Here is a 14,733-nt window from a genome sequence, read left to right as displayed (position 1 = left end):
ACGAACCGTCGCCGACGAATGCCCGAAGCCGACGCGTTCATCGACCTGCGATCCGACACCGTCACGACGCCCTCCGCGGCGATGCGGGAGGCCGCCCGCGACGCCGAGGTCGGCGACGACGTGTACCGCGACGACCCCACCGTCAACGAGTTAGAGCGCCGCGCCGCCGACGCGGTCGGGACCGAGGCCGCGCTGTACGTCCCCTCGGGGACGATGGCCAATCAGATCGCGGTCCACGTCCACACCGAGCCCGGACAGGAGCTCCTGCTCGAACGGGAGTCCCACGTCTACCGGTGGGAGCTGGCGGGCGCCGCGAAGCTCTCGGGCGCACAGACTCGAACGATCGACGCGGGCGAGCGCTGCGTCCCGACGCCGGAGGCGGTCCGGGAGGGGCTCGTCGAGGCGGACCTCCACCGCCCCGGAACCGGGCTCCTCGCGCTCGAGAACACCCACAACTACCGCGGCGGGGCGGCGATCCCCGCCGATCGGATCGCGGCGGCCGCCGAGGTCGCCCGCGACGCCGACGTTCCGGTTCACCTCGACGGCGCGCGCGTGTTCAACGCCGCGGTCGCGCTCGGCGTCGACGCGAGCGACATCGTCGAGCCCGTCGACACCGTCTCGTTCTGCCTCTCCAAGGGGCTCGGCGCGCCCGTCGGCTCGATCGTCGCCGGCGACGAGGTGTTCGTCGAGGAGGCCCGCCGCGTCCGCAAGCTGTTCGGCGGCGGGATGCGGCAGGCCGGGATGATCGCCGCGCCGGGCCTGCTCGCCTTGGAGAACGTCGACCGACTCGCGGACGACCACGCCAACGCCGAGCGGCTCGCGGCCGGTCTCGACGCGCTCGACGGAGTCCGCGCGCCAGAGCCCGACACCAACATCGCGGTCGTCGACACCGAAGGCGCCGGTATCCCGGCGTCGGACCTCGTGGCGGCCTGCGAGGACGCCGGCGTCGGCTGCGTGGAGTTCGACGCGCACACGACGCGGTTCACTACCCACCTCGACGTTGACGGCGACGACATCGACGCCGCGGTCGAGCGGGTCGGCGACGTGGTCGCGACGCTTGGCGCCTGAACGCCGGCGCACGACCGCTCACCGCCCCGATTGCGCATCGGTTCGCACCGCGAGGGAGGGGATCACGGCGAGGGGAACGGTCGCATCCGGCGCTTCGGTCGCGTCCGTCCCGCTACTCGTCGAACGTACCCGCGGTGAGGTAGCGCTCGCCGCTGTCCCAGAAGACGGTGACGACGAGGGGTTCGTCGCCGGCGAACGCCCCCGATTCGTGGATCTCGGCGGCGACGGCTTTGGCCGCGAGGTTGGAGGCGCCGGAGGACTGTCCGACGAGCAGCCCCTCCTCGCGCGCGAGCCGGCGGCACTCGGCCTCGGCGTCCTCGAGATCGATCGCGTGCACCTCGTCGAGCAGGTCCGTGTCGAGGTTCGGCGCGACGAACCCCGGACCCATTCCCTGGAACCGGTCGTTGCCGGGCTCGCCGCCCGAGAGGACGGCGTTGTCGCTCGGCTCGACCGCGTCGATCCGCACGTCGGGGAACGCCTCGCGGAGCCGCCGCCCGATCCCGGTGAGGGTGCCGCCGGTGCCGACGCCCGCGACCAGCGCGTCGATCGTCCGGTCGCCGACCTGTTCGAGGATCTCCGCTCCGGTCGTCTCGTAGTGCGCCCGCGGGTTCGCGGGGTTTTCGAACTGGCGGAGTTGGACCGTCCCGGCGCCGCGCTCGAGTTCGTCCGCGCGCTCCTTGGCCTCGGAGATATCTCCGTCGACGAGCTCCACGTCGGCGCCGTACGCGAGCATGAGCCGCCGACGCTCGACCGACTTCCCCGCCGGCATCACGAGCGTCACGTCGTACCCCTTCACCGCGCCGACCATCGCCAGCCCGATCCCCGTGTTGCCGGAGGTGGGCTCGACGATCCCGTCGCCGGGCGTCAGCTCGCCGGCCTCCTCGGCCGCCTCGACCATGTACAGCGCCGGGCGGTCCTTCGCGGAACCGCCCGGGTTGCGCGACTCGACCTTCGCCGCCACCGTCGTCCCGGGCGGCGAGTCGACTCGCACGAGCGACGAGCCGAGTCCGTCCAACGCGTCATCATCCATGGACGGCCCGAGGGGAGCGCCACTCAAATGCCCGACGGACACCGGCAAATCGCGTCCGGCAAGCCGCGTTCGGCGGACCCCCGCCAACCGGTTGCCACCGACGCGGCGTTTACAAGCGTCGCCGGCGTACGACCGCGTATGACGCTCGAAACGCTCGATCCGGATTTTGCCGATGCTGACGCCCCAGACTCCCCTGACGCCGACGGGTTCGACCCCGCCGTGCTCGACGCGCTCGCGGCCGACGACTACCGGTTTAAAGTGTGGGGCGGCGACTGGTGTGGCGACTGTCGGCGACAGCTCCCCGCGTTCGGCGCGGCGCTCGCCGCGGCCGGCGTCCCCGACGACCGGATCGATGACTTCCCGGTGACGAAGGGGCCGGACGGCAAGGAGGGCGAGGGCGTCGACGAGTACGGGATCGAGCTGATCCCGACCGTCGTCGTCGAGACCGCCGACGGCGAGGAGGTCGCGCGGTTCGTCGAGGAGGAGGCCGTCTCCATCGCCGAGTATCTCGCGCGGCGGCTCGCGGACGCCGACGCGAGCGCCTGAGGGGGTGACGTGGTCCGGTCCCGGCGTACGTGGTCCGGCCCTGACGTGAGTGAGCCGATACCGGCGTGAGCCCCCGGAGCGATCCCCGTGGCGCGGCGGTGTCCGGCCATCGCAACGACTAATCCCCCGCCGGACGCTTCCCGAGGTATGACCGAGAAGGCCACCGCGCGAGCCCATCCGATCCAGGGGCTCGTCAAGTACCACGGGATGCGCGACGAGGAACTGCGGCTCCCGTACCACGACAGCATCAGCCTCTGTACCGCCCCGACCGCGACGACGACCACCGTCGAGTGGCAGCCCGACGCGAGCGAGGACACGTACGTCATCGGCGGCGAGGCGGTCGATGGGCGCGCCGCCGAGCGCATCGACATGGTCGTCGAGCACGTCCGCGATCTGGCCGGCGTCGACGCCGCGGCCCGGCTGGAGAGCGAGAACTCCTTCCCGTCGAACATCGGCTTCGGTTCCTCGTCGTCCGGCTTCGCGGCCGCCGCGCTCGCGCTCACCGAGGCCGCCGGCCTCGACCTGACGCTCCCCGAGGTCTCCACGGTCGCCCGCCGCGGCTCCTCCTCCGCGGCCCGGTCGGTGACGGGCGCGTATTCCCGGCTCGACGCCGGGCTCAACGACGAGGACTGCCGGTCGTACCGGCTCGACGTGGGCGTGAGCGACGACGGCTTCGACCCCGAGGCGGACCTCCGGATCGTCGCCGCGCACGTCCCCGCGTACAAGGAGACGGAGGAGGCCCACCGCGAGGCCGCCGCGAGCCACATGATGCAGGCGCGGACCGCCCACGTCCAGGACCAGTTGGTCGAGATGACAGACGCACTCCGCGAGGGCGACTTCGACCGGATCTTCGAGACCGCCGAGCACGACTCGCTGTCGCTGACGGCGACCACCATGACCGGCCCCTCGGGGTGGGTGTACTGGCAGCCCGAGACGATCGCCGTGTTCAACGCGGTCCGCGAACTTCGGGAGGCGGGCGTCCCCGTCTACTTCTCGACGGACACCGGCGCCTCGGTGTACGTGAACACGCTCGCCGACCACGTCGACGAGGTCGAGAGCCGAATCAGCGAGATCGGGATCGACACCGACGTCTGGGAGGTCGGCGGCCCGGCGCGCGTCCTCGACGAGAGCGAGGCGCTGTTTTAAATCGGCTCGGCGGTGCGGTGGCGCGTGCCGCCGAGCGCCCCTCGGGCGCGAGGTACACGCGCGAGGTCGTCGGGCGAAGCCCGACTGCCAGAGGGACCTCCGGTCCCTCGCTGGACGCGGTGAGCGCTCGGAGAGCGCGAACCGCGAGGCTGGGGAGGCGTGAGGCTGGGGAGGCGTGAGGCTGTGGTGCTGTTGCGGGCGGGTGGATTCAAAGCTCCAGTCGCGAGGACGGGGCAGGCGACGCAAGGACCGCAGAGAACGAGAGGAGCGAGTGAGCGAGGACCGCAGCGAGCGTGCCCCGTCCTCGCGGCTGGGGCTTTGGCGGTGTTCACCGCCGATCCGTACTTACCCGTTTATAACGCACCCTCCGACATCTTCCACTTATTCGTCCGGGTCCTCGCCCCGCGCCCGCTTGTACATCGCGAGGGCCTCTTCGCGCCGCTCCGAGTGATCGACGATCGGCGCGGGGTAGTCGGGCGCTGCGTTCGCGCGCTGCGTCGGCGACAGCTCGTGCCACTCGTGGATCAGGTCGGCGTCGACCCCCCGCAGTTCGGGGACGTACTCCGTGATGTACGCCGCCTCGGGGTCGTAGCGCTCCCCCTGCGTCATCGGGTTGAAGATGCGGAAGTAGGGCTGGGCGTCGGTTCCGGTGGAGGCAGCCCACTGCCACCCGCCGTTGTCGTTGGCGGTGTCGTGGTCCGCCAGTTTCTCTCGGAAGTGGCCGTACCCGTGCCGCCAGTCCGCGAGCAGGTCCTTCGTGAGGAAGGAGGCGACGATCATCCGCACGCGGTTGTGCATGAACGCCTCCGCCCGGAGCTGGCGCATCCCGGCGTCGACGATGGGGTAGCCCGTCTCGCCGCGCTTCCAGGCCGCGATTTCGTCGGGGTCGTCGCGCCACGCGATCCCCTCCTCGTACTCCTTGTAGTTCTCGGTGACGACCTCGGAATTGTGGTACAACACCTGCGTGTAGAACTCCCGCCACGCGAGCTGCTGTTGGAACTCCTCGACCTGCTCGGGGGCGTCCTCGGGGCGTGCGTCCGACCCCGCCTCCGCTATCGCCTCTTCGGTCGCCGCGTACGCCTCTCGCACCCCGATCTCGCCGTACTTCAGGAAGGCCGAGAGCCGGGAGGTCGCCTCGCGGACGGGGTAGTCGCGGTCCGCCTCGTAGGAGAGCACCGACTCATCGAGGAACGCGTCGAGCCGGTCGCGAGCCGCCTCCGTGCCGGCGGGACCCACCTCGGCGTCCGGCTCCGCGAACTCCAGATCGGCGGGCGCGGGCAGGTCGCCGACGGCGACGCGGTCGGTTTCGGTGCCGGTATCCGTTTCGGCGCCGCCATCTGTTTCGGCGCCGCCGTCCGCCAGCGCCCCGCCACCCGATCCCGTCGCCGCCCGCAACGCCTCCGCGTCGACGAGGTCGTCCGACTCGGCCGTCGGCGCCGGCGGAGCGGTCTCGCGGTCGGTCCACTTCTTCCAGTAGTAGGTGTACACGGAGTAGGGGTCGCCGGCGTTGGTCCGGATCGAGTCAGGCTCGTGTAGGACCGCGTCGTGGTGTGCCTCGCGCTCGATTCCGGCGTCGTTGAGGGCCTTGCGGACGCCGGCGTCGCGCTCGCGTGCGAGCCCCGAGTAGCCGCGGTTCCAGACGACGCGGTCGGCGTCGGTGGCGGCGGCCAGCTCGGGGAGGACGGTTTCGGGGTCGCCGCGGGCGACGAGGAGGTCGCTGCCGCGATCGCGGTAGTCGGTCCGGAGCGCGGCGAGTCCGTCGAGCAGGCGGCGGACTCGCACGTCGCTCGCGTGGTCGAGCACGTCCGGATCGAAGACGAAGACGGGCGCGGCCGGTCCGCGGGCGTCGTCGCGCGCCCCCGTCGCGGCCGCGAGCCCGACGTTGTCGGCGACTCTGAGATCCCGTCGGTGCCAGAACAGCTCCATGGGATCGCCACGGCTGCGAAGACCGTGAAACCACCGGGTGTCGTGAATCACCGGGTCCGTCACTCGTCCGGCGTCAGCGCCTCTAACAGCCGCACCGCCGGCGCCTTCGCCAGCGGCTCGTTGGCGTTGCCGCAGTGGGGCGACTGGACGCAGGCCGGACAGCCGCCCTCGCAGTCGCAGGAGTCGATCAGGCGGGCCGTGCGAGCCATCAGCTCCTCGATCCGCTCGTGACCGCGCCGCGTGAGCCCGACGCCGCCGGGGTGGCCGTCATAGACGAACACCGCGGGCGCGTCGGTGTGCGGGTGGTACGGCGTCGAGATGCCGCCCACGTCGGCGCGGTCACAGAGCAGGTGGAAGGGGAACAGCGAGATTATCCCGTGTTCGGCCGCGTGGATCCCGCCGTTGAGGGCGTGCTCGCCGTGCGGAAGGCTTTCTCCGCCGTCGGTCGCCGTCTCCGCGCCGTCTGTCCTCTCCGCGCCGCCGTCCTCGTTTTGCCCCCCGAGCGCCCGCATCTCGGACTCGATGTCCGCCGGCACCGGGAAGTACAGCGCCTTCGTCCGCAGCGTCGTCTCGGGGAGGTCCAGCATTGACTCCCCGAGCGACTCGCCGGTCGTGGCGTCCTTCCGGACGAACCCCGTGATCCGCTCCGTCACCGTCACGTCCGCGAACCGGACCGGCACGTCCGGGCGGGCCGACAGCTCGCGCTCGCCGAGGTCCGCGTTCACGACGATGTCCTTCTCGGTGAGCGGTTGGGTGTAGTAGTCGGCCCACGAGGACTGAAGTTCGGCCACGTCGCGGTCGAGGTCGAGCTCCGCGACCTCGTAGGTCCGGCCCTGCTGGTGGTAGATCGCGCCGGGATGGGCGTCTCGGAGCGCGTCGCCGAAGCCGAGCGAGGCGACCGTCTCGTTGCGCGAGGCGTCGATCAGGTCGACCTCGCGGTCTCCCGCGGTCCGCAGGCTCACCGACTGCTGCGGACTGGAGGAGCCGACGTGCGTCCACCGGATGCCGTCGGCGACCTCCCGTCTGTCCAAGGCCCCTTCGTCGGTCAGGTCCGCGACGGCGCCGGGGAACGACTCCCCGAAGAACCGCTCGTCGTCGGGCGAGAGCCAGCTCTCGTCGGCGGCGCAGGCGACGTGACCGGGGAGGAGCTGGTCGTTCTCGGGGTCGCAGATCGCGTCCTCCGGCGGCGCCTCGAAGAAGTCGGTCGGGTTGCGCATCAGGTACTGGTCGAGCTGGTCCTCGCCGCCGACCATCACCACGAGCGCCAGGTCGTCGCCGCGGCCCGCGCGCCCCGCGCGCTGGAACGCAGACATCCGCGTGCCGGGGTAGCCGTCGAGTATCACGGCGTCGAGCCCGCCCACGTCGACGCCGAGTTCGAGGGCGCTCGTCGACCAGACGCCCCGGAGGTCGCCGGCGTGCAGATCCGCCTCGATCTCGCGGCGCCGGTCGTCGGTCAGGGCCGCCTGATACGCGCCCACCCTCCCGGCGAGGTCGCGCTCGCCCCGCTCCCGGAGGTCGCTCGCGCTGTCGGTCGCGTACTGCTCCGCGGTCTGTCTGGCGCGCGTGAACGCCAGCGTCTGGGCGCCCGCGGTCACGAGGTCGACGAAGAGCCGCTTGCTCTCCGCGTGGCTCGACTTCCGGCGGCCGCTCCCGCGCTCCTGCCAGTCGTCGTCGTACTCCGGCGGGTTCCACAGCACCCAGTCGCGCGGGCCGCGGCCCGACGCGTCCTCGTCGACGAGCGCGATCCCCTCCGGGTCGCGCCCGGTCACGGTCGCGGCGTGCTCGACGGGGTTGTTGATCGTCGCCGAACAGCAGACGAACTGCGGGCTCGACCCGAACCGCTCGCAGGTCCGGGCGAGGCGGCGCAGCGTCAGCGCGACCTGCGAGCCGAACACCCCGCGGTAGCTGTGCACCTCGTCGATCACGACGTACTCCAGCGACGAGAAGAACCGGTCCCACAGGCGCCCCGCGTACGGGAGCAGCGCGTAGTGGAGCATGTCCGGGTTCGAGAGGAGGACGGTCGGCTCGCGGTCGCGCACCTCCCGCTTCTCGCTCCGCGAGAGCCGCCCCGTATAGGACTCGACGGAGACGCCGCTGCCGAAGCCGAGCCCGTGAGCGAGGTCGCTCAGGCTCTCCTCTTGGTCAGCGATCAGCGCGTTCTGAGGGCCGATGTAGAGCGTCCGGCCCCCGTGGTCCATCGCGGCCTCGAAGGCCGGCACGGTGTACGCCAGCGACTTCCCGCTCGCGGTCTCGGTGGCGAGCACGGCGTCGTCGCCGTCGCGGACCGCCTCGATAGCCTCGGCCTGATGGCGGTAGAGCCGGTCGATCCCGTCTTTCGCGAGCGCGTCGGCCATCCGGGGCGCGAGGTCGATATCGCGGTACGCCGGCTCGCGGGCGGGCAGGCGGCGGTGCTCCGCGATCTGTCCCTCGTAGAACGGTCGATTCCGCAGCCACTCGATGGCGTCCTCCACGGCTACGGTATCGTGGGGTCGGCTAGGCCTAATCGTTGCGGTCGGGGTGGTGCGTATCCGGAAATCCGCCTCCCCAACCCTAATCGTCGGCCCCGGCGGCCTGCGCCCCGCCGAACTCGATCGGGAGCGGCTCCCGCGGGAGCGGGTCGTCCGGCCCCTCGCGGGCGAGCGGCGGCCAGCGCACCTCGATCGCGATCGGGTCGTCGAGGTCGAGGGTCATCCGGATGTCGCCCCTGCGGTCGGCGAGTTCGAAGCCGACCGACCGGTAGACGCTGCGCGCGACCCGGTTCCCGCTCTCGACGTGAAGTTCGAGCCCCTCGCGGCCCCCCGCGGCGGCGTCAGCGATGACGTGGTTACAGAGCTCCGTCCCCACGCCGCGCCCCTGCATCGCGGGATGGACGAAGACGGCGAGTTCGGGGCGAGCCGCGTCGGTCGGCGTGTACATGGCGTGGCCGAACACCTCGCCGCCGCGCTCGGCGACGACGTTGCTCCCGTCGGCGAGCATCGTCTCGATCCAGTCGGCCCGGCGGCTCCGGGTCACCGGCGGGAGCCCCTGCGCGCGGTCGGCCGTCTCGAACCCCTCGTACATCTCCACGAGGGCCGCGGCGTCCCCGTCGACCGCGGGGCGGATCGTCCACCGAGCCCCCTGCTTGTCCACGAAGCGCGGACAGCGCGGCGGACAGTGGACCGTCCCCTCGCACTCGCTGCCGTCCCAGCCGTCGCAGGCGGCGGTGGCGTGGTGGCTCATACGCGTCGCTTGGGCGTCTACGTGGTTATATCGTGACAGCTGGTCCCACTGCGTGGGAACGGAGAGAGGGAGAGCCGGCGACCGCCGCTGGACTGCACCGCACCGGATTCACTCCCGAATCAGGACGATCCCGTCGCGGAACACCGAGTGGTTCGGCACCACGTGCTCCTCGCCGTCGGCTTCGATGCGGGTGACGAACAGGTCGACCTCCTGCACGATGCCGCGCTCGCCGGCGACCCGCACCTCGTCGCCGATCCCGTACGGCTGTCGGAGCAGGAGGAACACCCCGGCCGCCGCGCTCGCGACGAGGTCCTTGGTCGCCAGCGCGGCGAACAGCACGACCGCGAGCGCGAACGCCGCCAGCAACACGACCAGCGCGAGCGTCTGCACGCCGATCTGCCCGAGCGCGAGCAGGGCGGCGACGTACACGACGCTGTACTTCACGAGCGGCGGCAACACGCCGAGCTCGGGCAGTTTGATCCCGCGGAGGCGCTCGGCGACGAGGAGTTCCGCCTTGTCGCCGACGACGATGCCGACGATGAGGACGACGACGGCGACGAACAGCCGCGGGAGGAACGCGGCCACGTCTGACCAGAACCGTTCGAGGTAGTTGACGTCGGCGACGGTCAGGGCGACGATGACGGTGACGGCGACGATGAAGTAGCTCGACAGCTGCGCCAGAATTCGCACCGTCGAGGTGTCGAACTCGCGGGCGGTGCGCTCGAAGGCGGTCCCCTCGATCACCTCCGGGACGCCCGCGCGGGTCAGCAGCCGGCGGTTGATCACGCCGACGACGTACGCCGCCACCAGCCCGAACAGCAGCACGAACAGGGCGAACCAGACCCGGTCGGGGACCGCCGCGACGAACTCGGAGACGGGTGTCGGTACCGCGGACATGGCGATCAGTACTCCTCCGGATCGATCTCCAAGACGAGTTCTCCCGCCTTAAACGCCCGCACGAGCCCGTCCGACTCGGAGAGGACTATCGCGGTCGCGTTCGTGTCGCGGGTGATCGCCCCGCCGGCCATGTGGCGAGCGCCGAGCCCCTTGGGAATGTCGACGCCCTCCGCGCCGGGTTCGAGGTAGCGGTACGCGGAGACGATCTTCCCGGAGTCGGAGACGACGAAGGCGCCGTCGAGCCGGGAGAACTCCTTGAGCATGACGTTGACGATGGGGTCGCCGACGTGGACGTGCGACTTCTCGAAGGGGTTGTACGACAGCGGGCGGGACTTGTTCATCACCTTCCCCGCGTCGCCGACGACGAACAGCGCGCCCACCGGCTTCCCCTTCTGCCCCTTCTGTCCGAGTTCGATCGCGACCTCGAACACGTCGCGGATCACGCTCGGCTCGGCCCGGGAGTTGACGAACAGGTCGTAGATCCCGGTGTGAACCGTCTCGTCGACGGTGACGCGGGTCACCGCGTCCGACCCGCCGTCGAAGACGGACGCGATACAGACCACCTCGTCGCCCTCCGAGACGAGGTCGGCGTCCATCGCCCCCTCGATCCCGAACCGGACCCGATCTTTGACGTTGTCGAACGGAAGCGGAAGCTCGACGAAAACCTCGGCGTCGACGTCGTTGTCGGGGGCGACGACGACGACCTCCGTGTCGCCGTCCTCGAACCGATCGTGGAACGAACTGGTCGGCGAGAACAGCAACACGGCGTCGGCGTCCTCGACGAGATCGGACAGGTGGTCGGTGAGCGAGGCCATTGGTTCAGCGTCTCCCGGACGACGTATAGTCGTTGCGTCGGCGTCGTGCGGGCGTCTGACGCGGGTGCGGTCGTGGTCCGCGTGCGAGAGCGCGATGACGACGCGCGACTTTTACCCGCGAGACGACTATCCGGGCATATGGCGACCCGCGAGGCCCTCTGGGACTACCGCGACGAGTTCGGCGACGCCTTCGGGCGCACCTACTTCCGCCGGTTCGGCCCGGGCGTGGCCTCCAGTATCGGGCTCGGAACGTACCTCGGCGACCCCACCCCCGCCGTCGACGACGCCTCCCGCGAGGCGATCGACCTCGCGCTCCGCTCCGGCGTGAACCACGTCGACACCGCCGTCAACTACCGGTGCGGGCGCGCAGAGCGCGTCGTCGGCGAGGCGGTCCGGAACGCCCCGATCGACCGCGACGCGGTCGTGGTGGCGACGAAGGGAGGATTCCTCCCGTTCGACGGCGAGCGCCCGAACGACCCCGCCAAATTCGTTCGCGAACGCTTCGTCGAGCCGGGGATCGTCGCCCCCGACGAACTCGCGAACGGGGCGCACGCGATCGCGCCCGACTACCTGGAGTGGTCGCTGGACCGATCGCTGGACCGGCTCGGGCTCGACGCGGTCGACTGCTACTACGTTCACAATCCGGAGACGCAACTGGCGACGCGGTCTCGGGAGGCGGTGTACGACCAGATCGAGGCCGCCTTCGAACTCCTCGAGCGCCGGCGCGCCGCGGGCGACATCGGCGCCTACGGCGTCGCGACGTGGGACGCGTTCCGCGTCGCCGAGGACGACGAGCGGTCCCTCTCGCTCGCCGAGGTGCTCTCGCTCGCCGAGGCCGCCGGCGAGGTGGTCGGTCCTGACGACGACCACGGGTTCGAGGCGATCCAGCTCCCCTTCAACGTCGCGATGGCGGACGCGTTCACGCGGCGGAATCAGCGCTCGCCCGACGGCGACGCCGACGACGGCCGGGTCTCGGCGCTGGAGTTCGCCCACGAGGCCGGCCTCTCCGTGGTGACGAGCGCGAGCATCGGACAGGGCGAGCTCGCCGTCGAGGGGTCGATCCCGGCCGAGGTCGACGCGACGCTCGCGGGGGAGACCTCGGCCCAGCGCGCGCTCAACTTCGCGCGGAGCGCGCCGGGGGTCACCTCCTCGCTCGTCGGCGCGAGCGACCTCGACCACCTCCGCGAGAACGTCGCGGCCGGGACGTTCGACCCCCTCGGCGCGTCGGCGTTCGACGCGGTGTTCGAGTAGCGTCGCGGAGGGAAACCGAGGGACGCGCCGCGCCGTCGACCGGGCAAAAGACGTTTGTCGGGACCGCTCCAAGCCGGGCGCATGGCCCCCACACGGCGAGCCCTCCTCCGGAGCGCGTCGCTCGGTGCGCTCGCGCTCGGCGGCTGTCTCGGCGCCGAGGCGGGCGACGGCGCAGACCCGGCGTCCGATTCGAGATCGACCACGGGTAGAGACGGCGATCCGACCGTGCTGAAGGTCCGAAATCCCGGCGGCCGGACGGTCGTCGTCGACCTCGCCGCCGGGAGTGACGGAGGTGACGGCGCCGACGACGAGGGCGACGGGAGCGACGGCGAGAGCGATGAGAGCAGCGGCGACACCGATCCAGCCCCGATCGGGCGCAAACTCGTGACGACCGCCGAGCGAGCGGCCGAGCTGACGGTCGCCGCGGGCGTCGCAGACGAAGACCGGTCGCGGGTCCGGTCGTTCCTCGACGACACCGACTACGAGACGGAGACGGTGTTCGTCGCCCGCGCCGGCATCAGGTCGTGTTACCGGTTCCGTATCCGGTCGGTCTCGTGGCAGCCGGGCCACGTCGAGTACGAGTACTGCCGCGAGCTCCAGCCGCCCGACGCGCCCTGCGAGGCCGGCGCGTGCGACGCGCCGAGCGTCTCGCTCCTGTCCCGCGCGAACTACCGGACCTTCGAGGATCTCCGGTTCGATCCCGTCCCGGTCGACGACTGGACCCCCGATCACCCGGCGACGGCGCTCACCCGAACGACGCTCGCCCGGGTCCGGCTGCGCGCGCTCGACGCCCTCGCCGCGCGGATCGAGGACGGCGAGACGCTGTTTCCGGCGGACGCCGCCGCGGTCGAGGCGGCCCGCGACGCCGCGGTCCGGTCGGTGGAGGGGCTCGTGACGAGCGCGAACCCGCTGGCGCGCTGGCTCGGGAGGCGGTTCCGCCCCCTGTTCGCCGAGCGGGACGCCGCGCTCGCGGGGACCGATCCCACGGTCCGCGCCGTCGCCGAGGCGTTCGGGACGTACCGGTGGATCGGGCTGGTCGCCGACGAGACGGACCCCGTGCTGTCGGCGGTCACCGGCGCGATCGAGCCGCAGGGTGGGTAGCCGGGGAGGAGAGGAAGCGAGGGGAGGAGAGGAAGCGAGGGGAGGAGAGGAAGCGAGGGGAGGAGAGGAAGCGAGGGGAGGAGAGGAAGCGAGGAGCGGAGAGGAAGCGAGGAGCGGAGAGGAAGCGAGGAGCGGAGAGGAGAAAGCGAGGAGCGGAGAGGAGAAAGCGAGGAGCGGGAAGCCGATGACGGCCGGTTTCGGCGGCGGTGCGATGGCGTTCGAGGGCGCGTCAGCGCAGCTCTTTGAACGTGGACTCGCACTCGGGGCAGACGCGGACGGAGAACACCTCGTCCGGGTCGTTCTGCTTTTTCAACACCTTCTCGCAGTCGGCGCAGTTCAGCCGCTCGTAGGTGTCCTTGAACAGGTCGCCGTCGCGAAGTCCCTTCCGCGTTGATTTCATGGCTCGGGATTGATCGCGTGGGGGGATAAAAACCACGTACGACGTCGGTCAGACGCGACGGCGCGCCGCGCCGCTTTCGCAACCCTTGTCTCCCGGCGCCGACAACGGCGACCGTGTCACGGAGCCGGCTGTTCGGATCGCTGTGCGCGATCGTCTTCCTCGTCAACTTCGCGCGGGTCGTGTTCGCGCCGCTCGTCGGCGAGTTCATCGCCGAGTTCGCGATCGGCGAGGGGACGGCGGGACTGATCGTCACGCTCGCGTGGCTCGGCTCGGCGGCCCCGCGGCTCCCGGCGGGCTGGGCGCTCACGCGCTTCTCCCGACAGCTCGTGGTCCTCGTCTCCGGGGCGATGCTGACGCTCGGCGCGCTCGGCGTCGCGCTGGCCCCGGGCGTCCCGACGCTGATGACCGCCGCGTTCGCGATCGGCCTGGCGTCCGGCGTCTACTTCGTCGCCGCGAACCCGCTCATCGCGGAGCTGTTCCCGACCCGCGTCGGGCGCATGATGGGCGTCCACGGGATGGCGAGCCAGCTCGCCGCCGTCGCCGCCGCGCCGGTCGTCACGGTCGCGCTCTGGTACGACTGGCGGCTCGCCTTCTACGGGCTCGCGCTCGCCGCCGCCGCCTCCACCGTCGTCTTCGTCGCCTTCGCCCGCCGGACCGACCTCCCGGACGCCGGCGCGAGCGACACCGACTTCGTCGCCGGCGCGCTCTCGGAGTGGAAGCTGATCTTCGCCGGCGTCGTGCTGATGGGACTCACGAGCTTCGTCTGGCAGGGGCTGTTCAACTTCTACGAGCTGTACATGATCGACAAGGGGATCGCGGAGGCGACCGCGCGGAACCTGCTGACGGTGATCTTCGCCGCGGGCGTCCCCGCGTTCCTCGTCTCCGGCGACCTCGCCGACCGGCTCCCGCACGTCCCGTACCTGCTCGGGATCGTGTCGACGTTCCTCGCGGGCGTCGTCCTCGTGGTCGTCTCGTCCGGGGTGGCCGCGGTCGTCGCGGCCAGCGTCGTCGTCGGCTTCGCCATCCACATGCTGTTCCCCGCGGGCGACACCTACCTGCTCGCGTCGCTGCCGGACGAGTCGCGGGCGTCGGCGTACGCCGTCTTCTCCGCCGGGATGATGACGACGCAGGCGGCCGGCTCGTGGGTCGTCGGCGAGGCGATCGAGGCCGGCGCCGGCTACGACGCGGTCTTTCTCACGCTCGTCGGAGGGCTCGCGCTGGTCGTCGTCGCCTATGCGGTCCTCGAGTACGCCGGGCGCGTTCCGGGCGGCGCGGCGGGCACGGAGCGCGCGCAGTGAGAGCGGCCCTTCCGTCCGCCGTGGCCGGCTCCCTAC

At 71.4% G+C, this 14,733-nt stretch carries 12 protein-coding genes and 1 pseudogene; 6 read left to right on the top strand and 7 right to left on the bottom strand.

Annotated elements, in window-relative coordinates; all coding sequences use genetic code 11:
* The first annotated feature begins 18 nt into the window (after positions 1-18).
* Entirely contained in the window at positions 19-1,068 is a 1,050-nt protein-coding gene (locus ESO89_RS08810; RefSeq protein ID WP_128905164.1) for a threonine aldolase family protein, read from the top strand.
* A gap of 112 nt (positions 1,069-1,180) precedes the next feature.
* On the opposite strand, the gene ESO89_RS08805 is transcribed toward ESO89_RS08810, so the two are convergent.
* The gene (locus tag ESO89_RS08805) at positions 1,181-2,098 is read right to left on the bottom strand and encodes a PLP-dependent cysteine synthase family protein (protein ID WP_128905163.1); all 918 of its coding nucleotides are present in this window, start codon (positions 2,096-2,098) and stop codon (positions 1,181-1,183) included.
* A 138-nt stretch (positions 2,099-2,236) separates the two neighbouring features.
* Between ESO89_RS08805 and ESO89_RS08800 the strand changes: the two genes are divergently transcribed.
* Both ESO89_RS08800 and mvaD read left to right on the top strand, forming a co-directional pair.
* Positions 2,237-2,644: a TlpA family protein disulfide reductase gene (locus ESO89_RS08800; protein ID WP_128905162.1), complete on the top strand. Its 408-nt coding sequence runs from the start codon at positions 2,237-2,239 to the stop codon at positions 2,642-2,644.
* Between the two features lie 147 nt (positions 2,645-2,791).
* The gene (mvaD, locus tag ESO89_RS08795; RefSeq protein ID WP_128905161.1) at positions 2,792-3,790 is read left to right on the top strand and encodes a phosphomevalonate decarboxylase MvaD; all 999 of its coding nucleotides are present in this window, start codon (positions 2,792-2,794) and stop codon (positions 3,788-3,790) included.
* A gap of 381 nt (positions 3,791-4,171) precedes the next feature.
* On the opposite strand, the gene ESO89_RS08790 is transcribed toward mvaD, so the two are convergent.
* The 5 genes from ESO89_RS08790 to dacZ all read right to left on the bottom strand — a co-directional run bounded on the left by ESO89_RS08790 (position 4,172) and on the right by dacZ (position 10,647).
* The gene (locus ESO89_RS08790) at positions 4,172-5,716 is read right to left on the bottom strand and encodes a cryptochrome/photolyase family protein (RefSeq protein WP_128905160.1); all 1,545 of its coding nucleotides are present in this window, start codon (positions 5,714-5,716) and stop codon (positions 4,172-4,174) included.
* Between the two features lie 59 nt (positions 5,717-5,775).
* Positions 5,776-8,187 (bottom strand): DEAD/DEAH box helicase, encoded by a 2,412-nt coding sequence (locus ESO89_RS08785; protein ID WP_128905159.1) that lies wholly within the window; start codon positions 8,185-8,187, stop codon positions 5,776-5,778.
* 79 nt (positions 8,188-8,266) lie between these two features.
* The gene (locus tag ESO89_RS08780; protein WP_128905158.1) at positions 8,267-8,935 is read right to left on the bottom strand and encodes a GNAT family N-acetyltransferase; all 669 of its coding nucleotides are present in this window, start codon (positions 8,933-8,935) and stop codon (positions 8,267-8,269) included.
* A 108-nt stretch (positions 8,936-9,043) separates the two neighbouring features.
* On the bottom strand, positions 9,044-9,832 hold the full coding sequence (locus ESO89_RS08775) for a mechanosensitive ion channel family protein (RefSeq protein ID WP_128905157.1): 789 nt from the start codon (positions 9,830-9,832) through the stop codon (positions 9,044-9,046).
* 5 nt (positions 9,833-9,837) lie between these two features.
* Positions 9,838-10,647 carry a diadenylate cyclase DacZ gene (gene dacZ, locus ESO89_RS08770; protein WP_128905156.1) on the bottom strand — a complete coding sequence of 270 codons (810 nt, stop codon included), beginning with the start codon at positions 10,645-10,647 and terminating at the stop codon, positions 9,838-9,840.
* Between the two features lie 138 nt (positions 10,648-10,785).
* Here dacZ and ESO89_RS08765 point away from each other — a divergent pair, with 138 nt between their 5' ends.
* A complete protein-coding gene (locus ESO89_RS08765) occupies positions 10,786-11,898 on the top strand; it encodes an aldo/keto reductase (protein ID WP_128905155.1) in 1,113 nt (370 codons plus the stop codon).
* An 81-nt stretch (positions 11,899-11,979) separates the two neighbouring features.
* Positions 11,980-12,525 (top strand): annotated as a pseudogene (locus tag ESO89_RS19390) (hypothetical protein); the annotation flags it as partial.
* 703 nt (positions 12,526-13,228) lie between these two features.
* On the opposite strand, the gene ESO89_RS18520 reads toward ESO89_RS19390, so the two are convergent.
* Positions 13,229-13,399 (bottom strand): HVO_0758 family zinc finger protein, encoded by a 171-nt coding sequence (locus ESO89_RS18520; protein WP_164932770.1) that lies wholly within the window; start codon positions 13,397-13,399, stop codon positions 13,229-13,231.
* Positions 13,400-13,512: 113 nt separating this feature from the next.
* Between ESO89_RS18520 and ESO89_RS08755 the strand changes: the two genes are divergently transcribed.
* Entirely contained in the window at positions 13,513-14,697 is a 1,185-nt protein-coding gene (locus ESO89_RS08755; RefSeq protein WP_128905153.1) for an MFS transporter, read from the top strand.
* Positions 14,698-14,733 lie beyond the last annotated feature (36 nt).

It is taken from the genome of Halorubrum amylolyticum (assembly GCF_004114995.1).
Lineage (GTDB): Archaea > Halobacteriota > Halobacteria > Halobacteriales > Haloferacaceae > Halorubrum > Halorubrum amylolyticum.
Note: the sequence above shows the minus strand (reverse complement) of the source record. Positions and strands in the feature narration are given on the sequence as shown.

Bases quoted from the DNA above. Each gene is read 5' to 3' on its own strand.
- ESO89_RS08810 (WP_128905164.1), top strand. From the start codon at position 19: ATGCCCGAAGCCGACGCGTTCATCGACCTGCGATCCGACACCGTCACG.
- ESO89_RS08805 (WP_128905163.1), bottom strand. From the start codon at position 2,098: ATGGATGATGACGCGTTGGACGGACTCGGCTCGTCGCTCGTGCGAGTC.
- ESO89_RS08800 (WP_128905162.1), top strand. From the start codon at position 2,237: ATGACGCTCGAAACGCTCGATCCGGATTTTGCCGATGCTGACGCCCCA.
- mvaD (WP_128905161.1), top strand. From the start codon at position 2,792: ATGACCGAGAAGGCCACCGCGCGAGCCCATCCGATCCAGGGGCTCGTC.
- ESO89_RS08790 (WP_128905160.1), bottom strand. From the start codon at position 5,716: ATGGAGCTGTTCTGGCACCGACGGGATCTCAGAGTCGCCGACAACGTC.
- ESO89_RS08780 (WP_128905158.1), bottom strand. From the start codon at position 8,935: ATGAGCCACCACGCCACCGCCGCCTGCGACGGCTGGGACGGCAGCGAG.
- ESO89_RS08775 (WP_128905157.1), bottom strand. From the start codon at position 9,832: ATGTCCGCGGTACCGACACCCGTCTCCGAGTTCGTCGCGGCGGTCCCC.
- dacZ (WP_128905156.1), bottom strand. From the start codon at position 10,647: ATGGCCTCGCTCACCGACCACCTGTCCGATCTCGTCGAGGACGCCGAC.
- ESO89_RS08765 (WP_128905155.1), top strand. From the start codon at position 10,786: ATGGCGACCCGCGAGGCCCTCTGGGACTACCGCGACGAGTTCGGCGAC.
- ESO89_RS18520 (WP_164932770.1), bottom strand. From the start codon at position 13,399: ATGAAATCAACGCGGAAGGGACTTCGCGACGGCGACCTGTTCAAGGAC.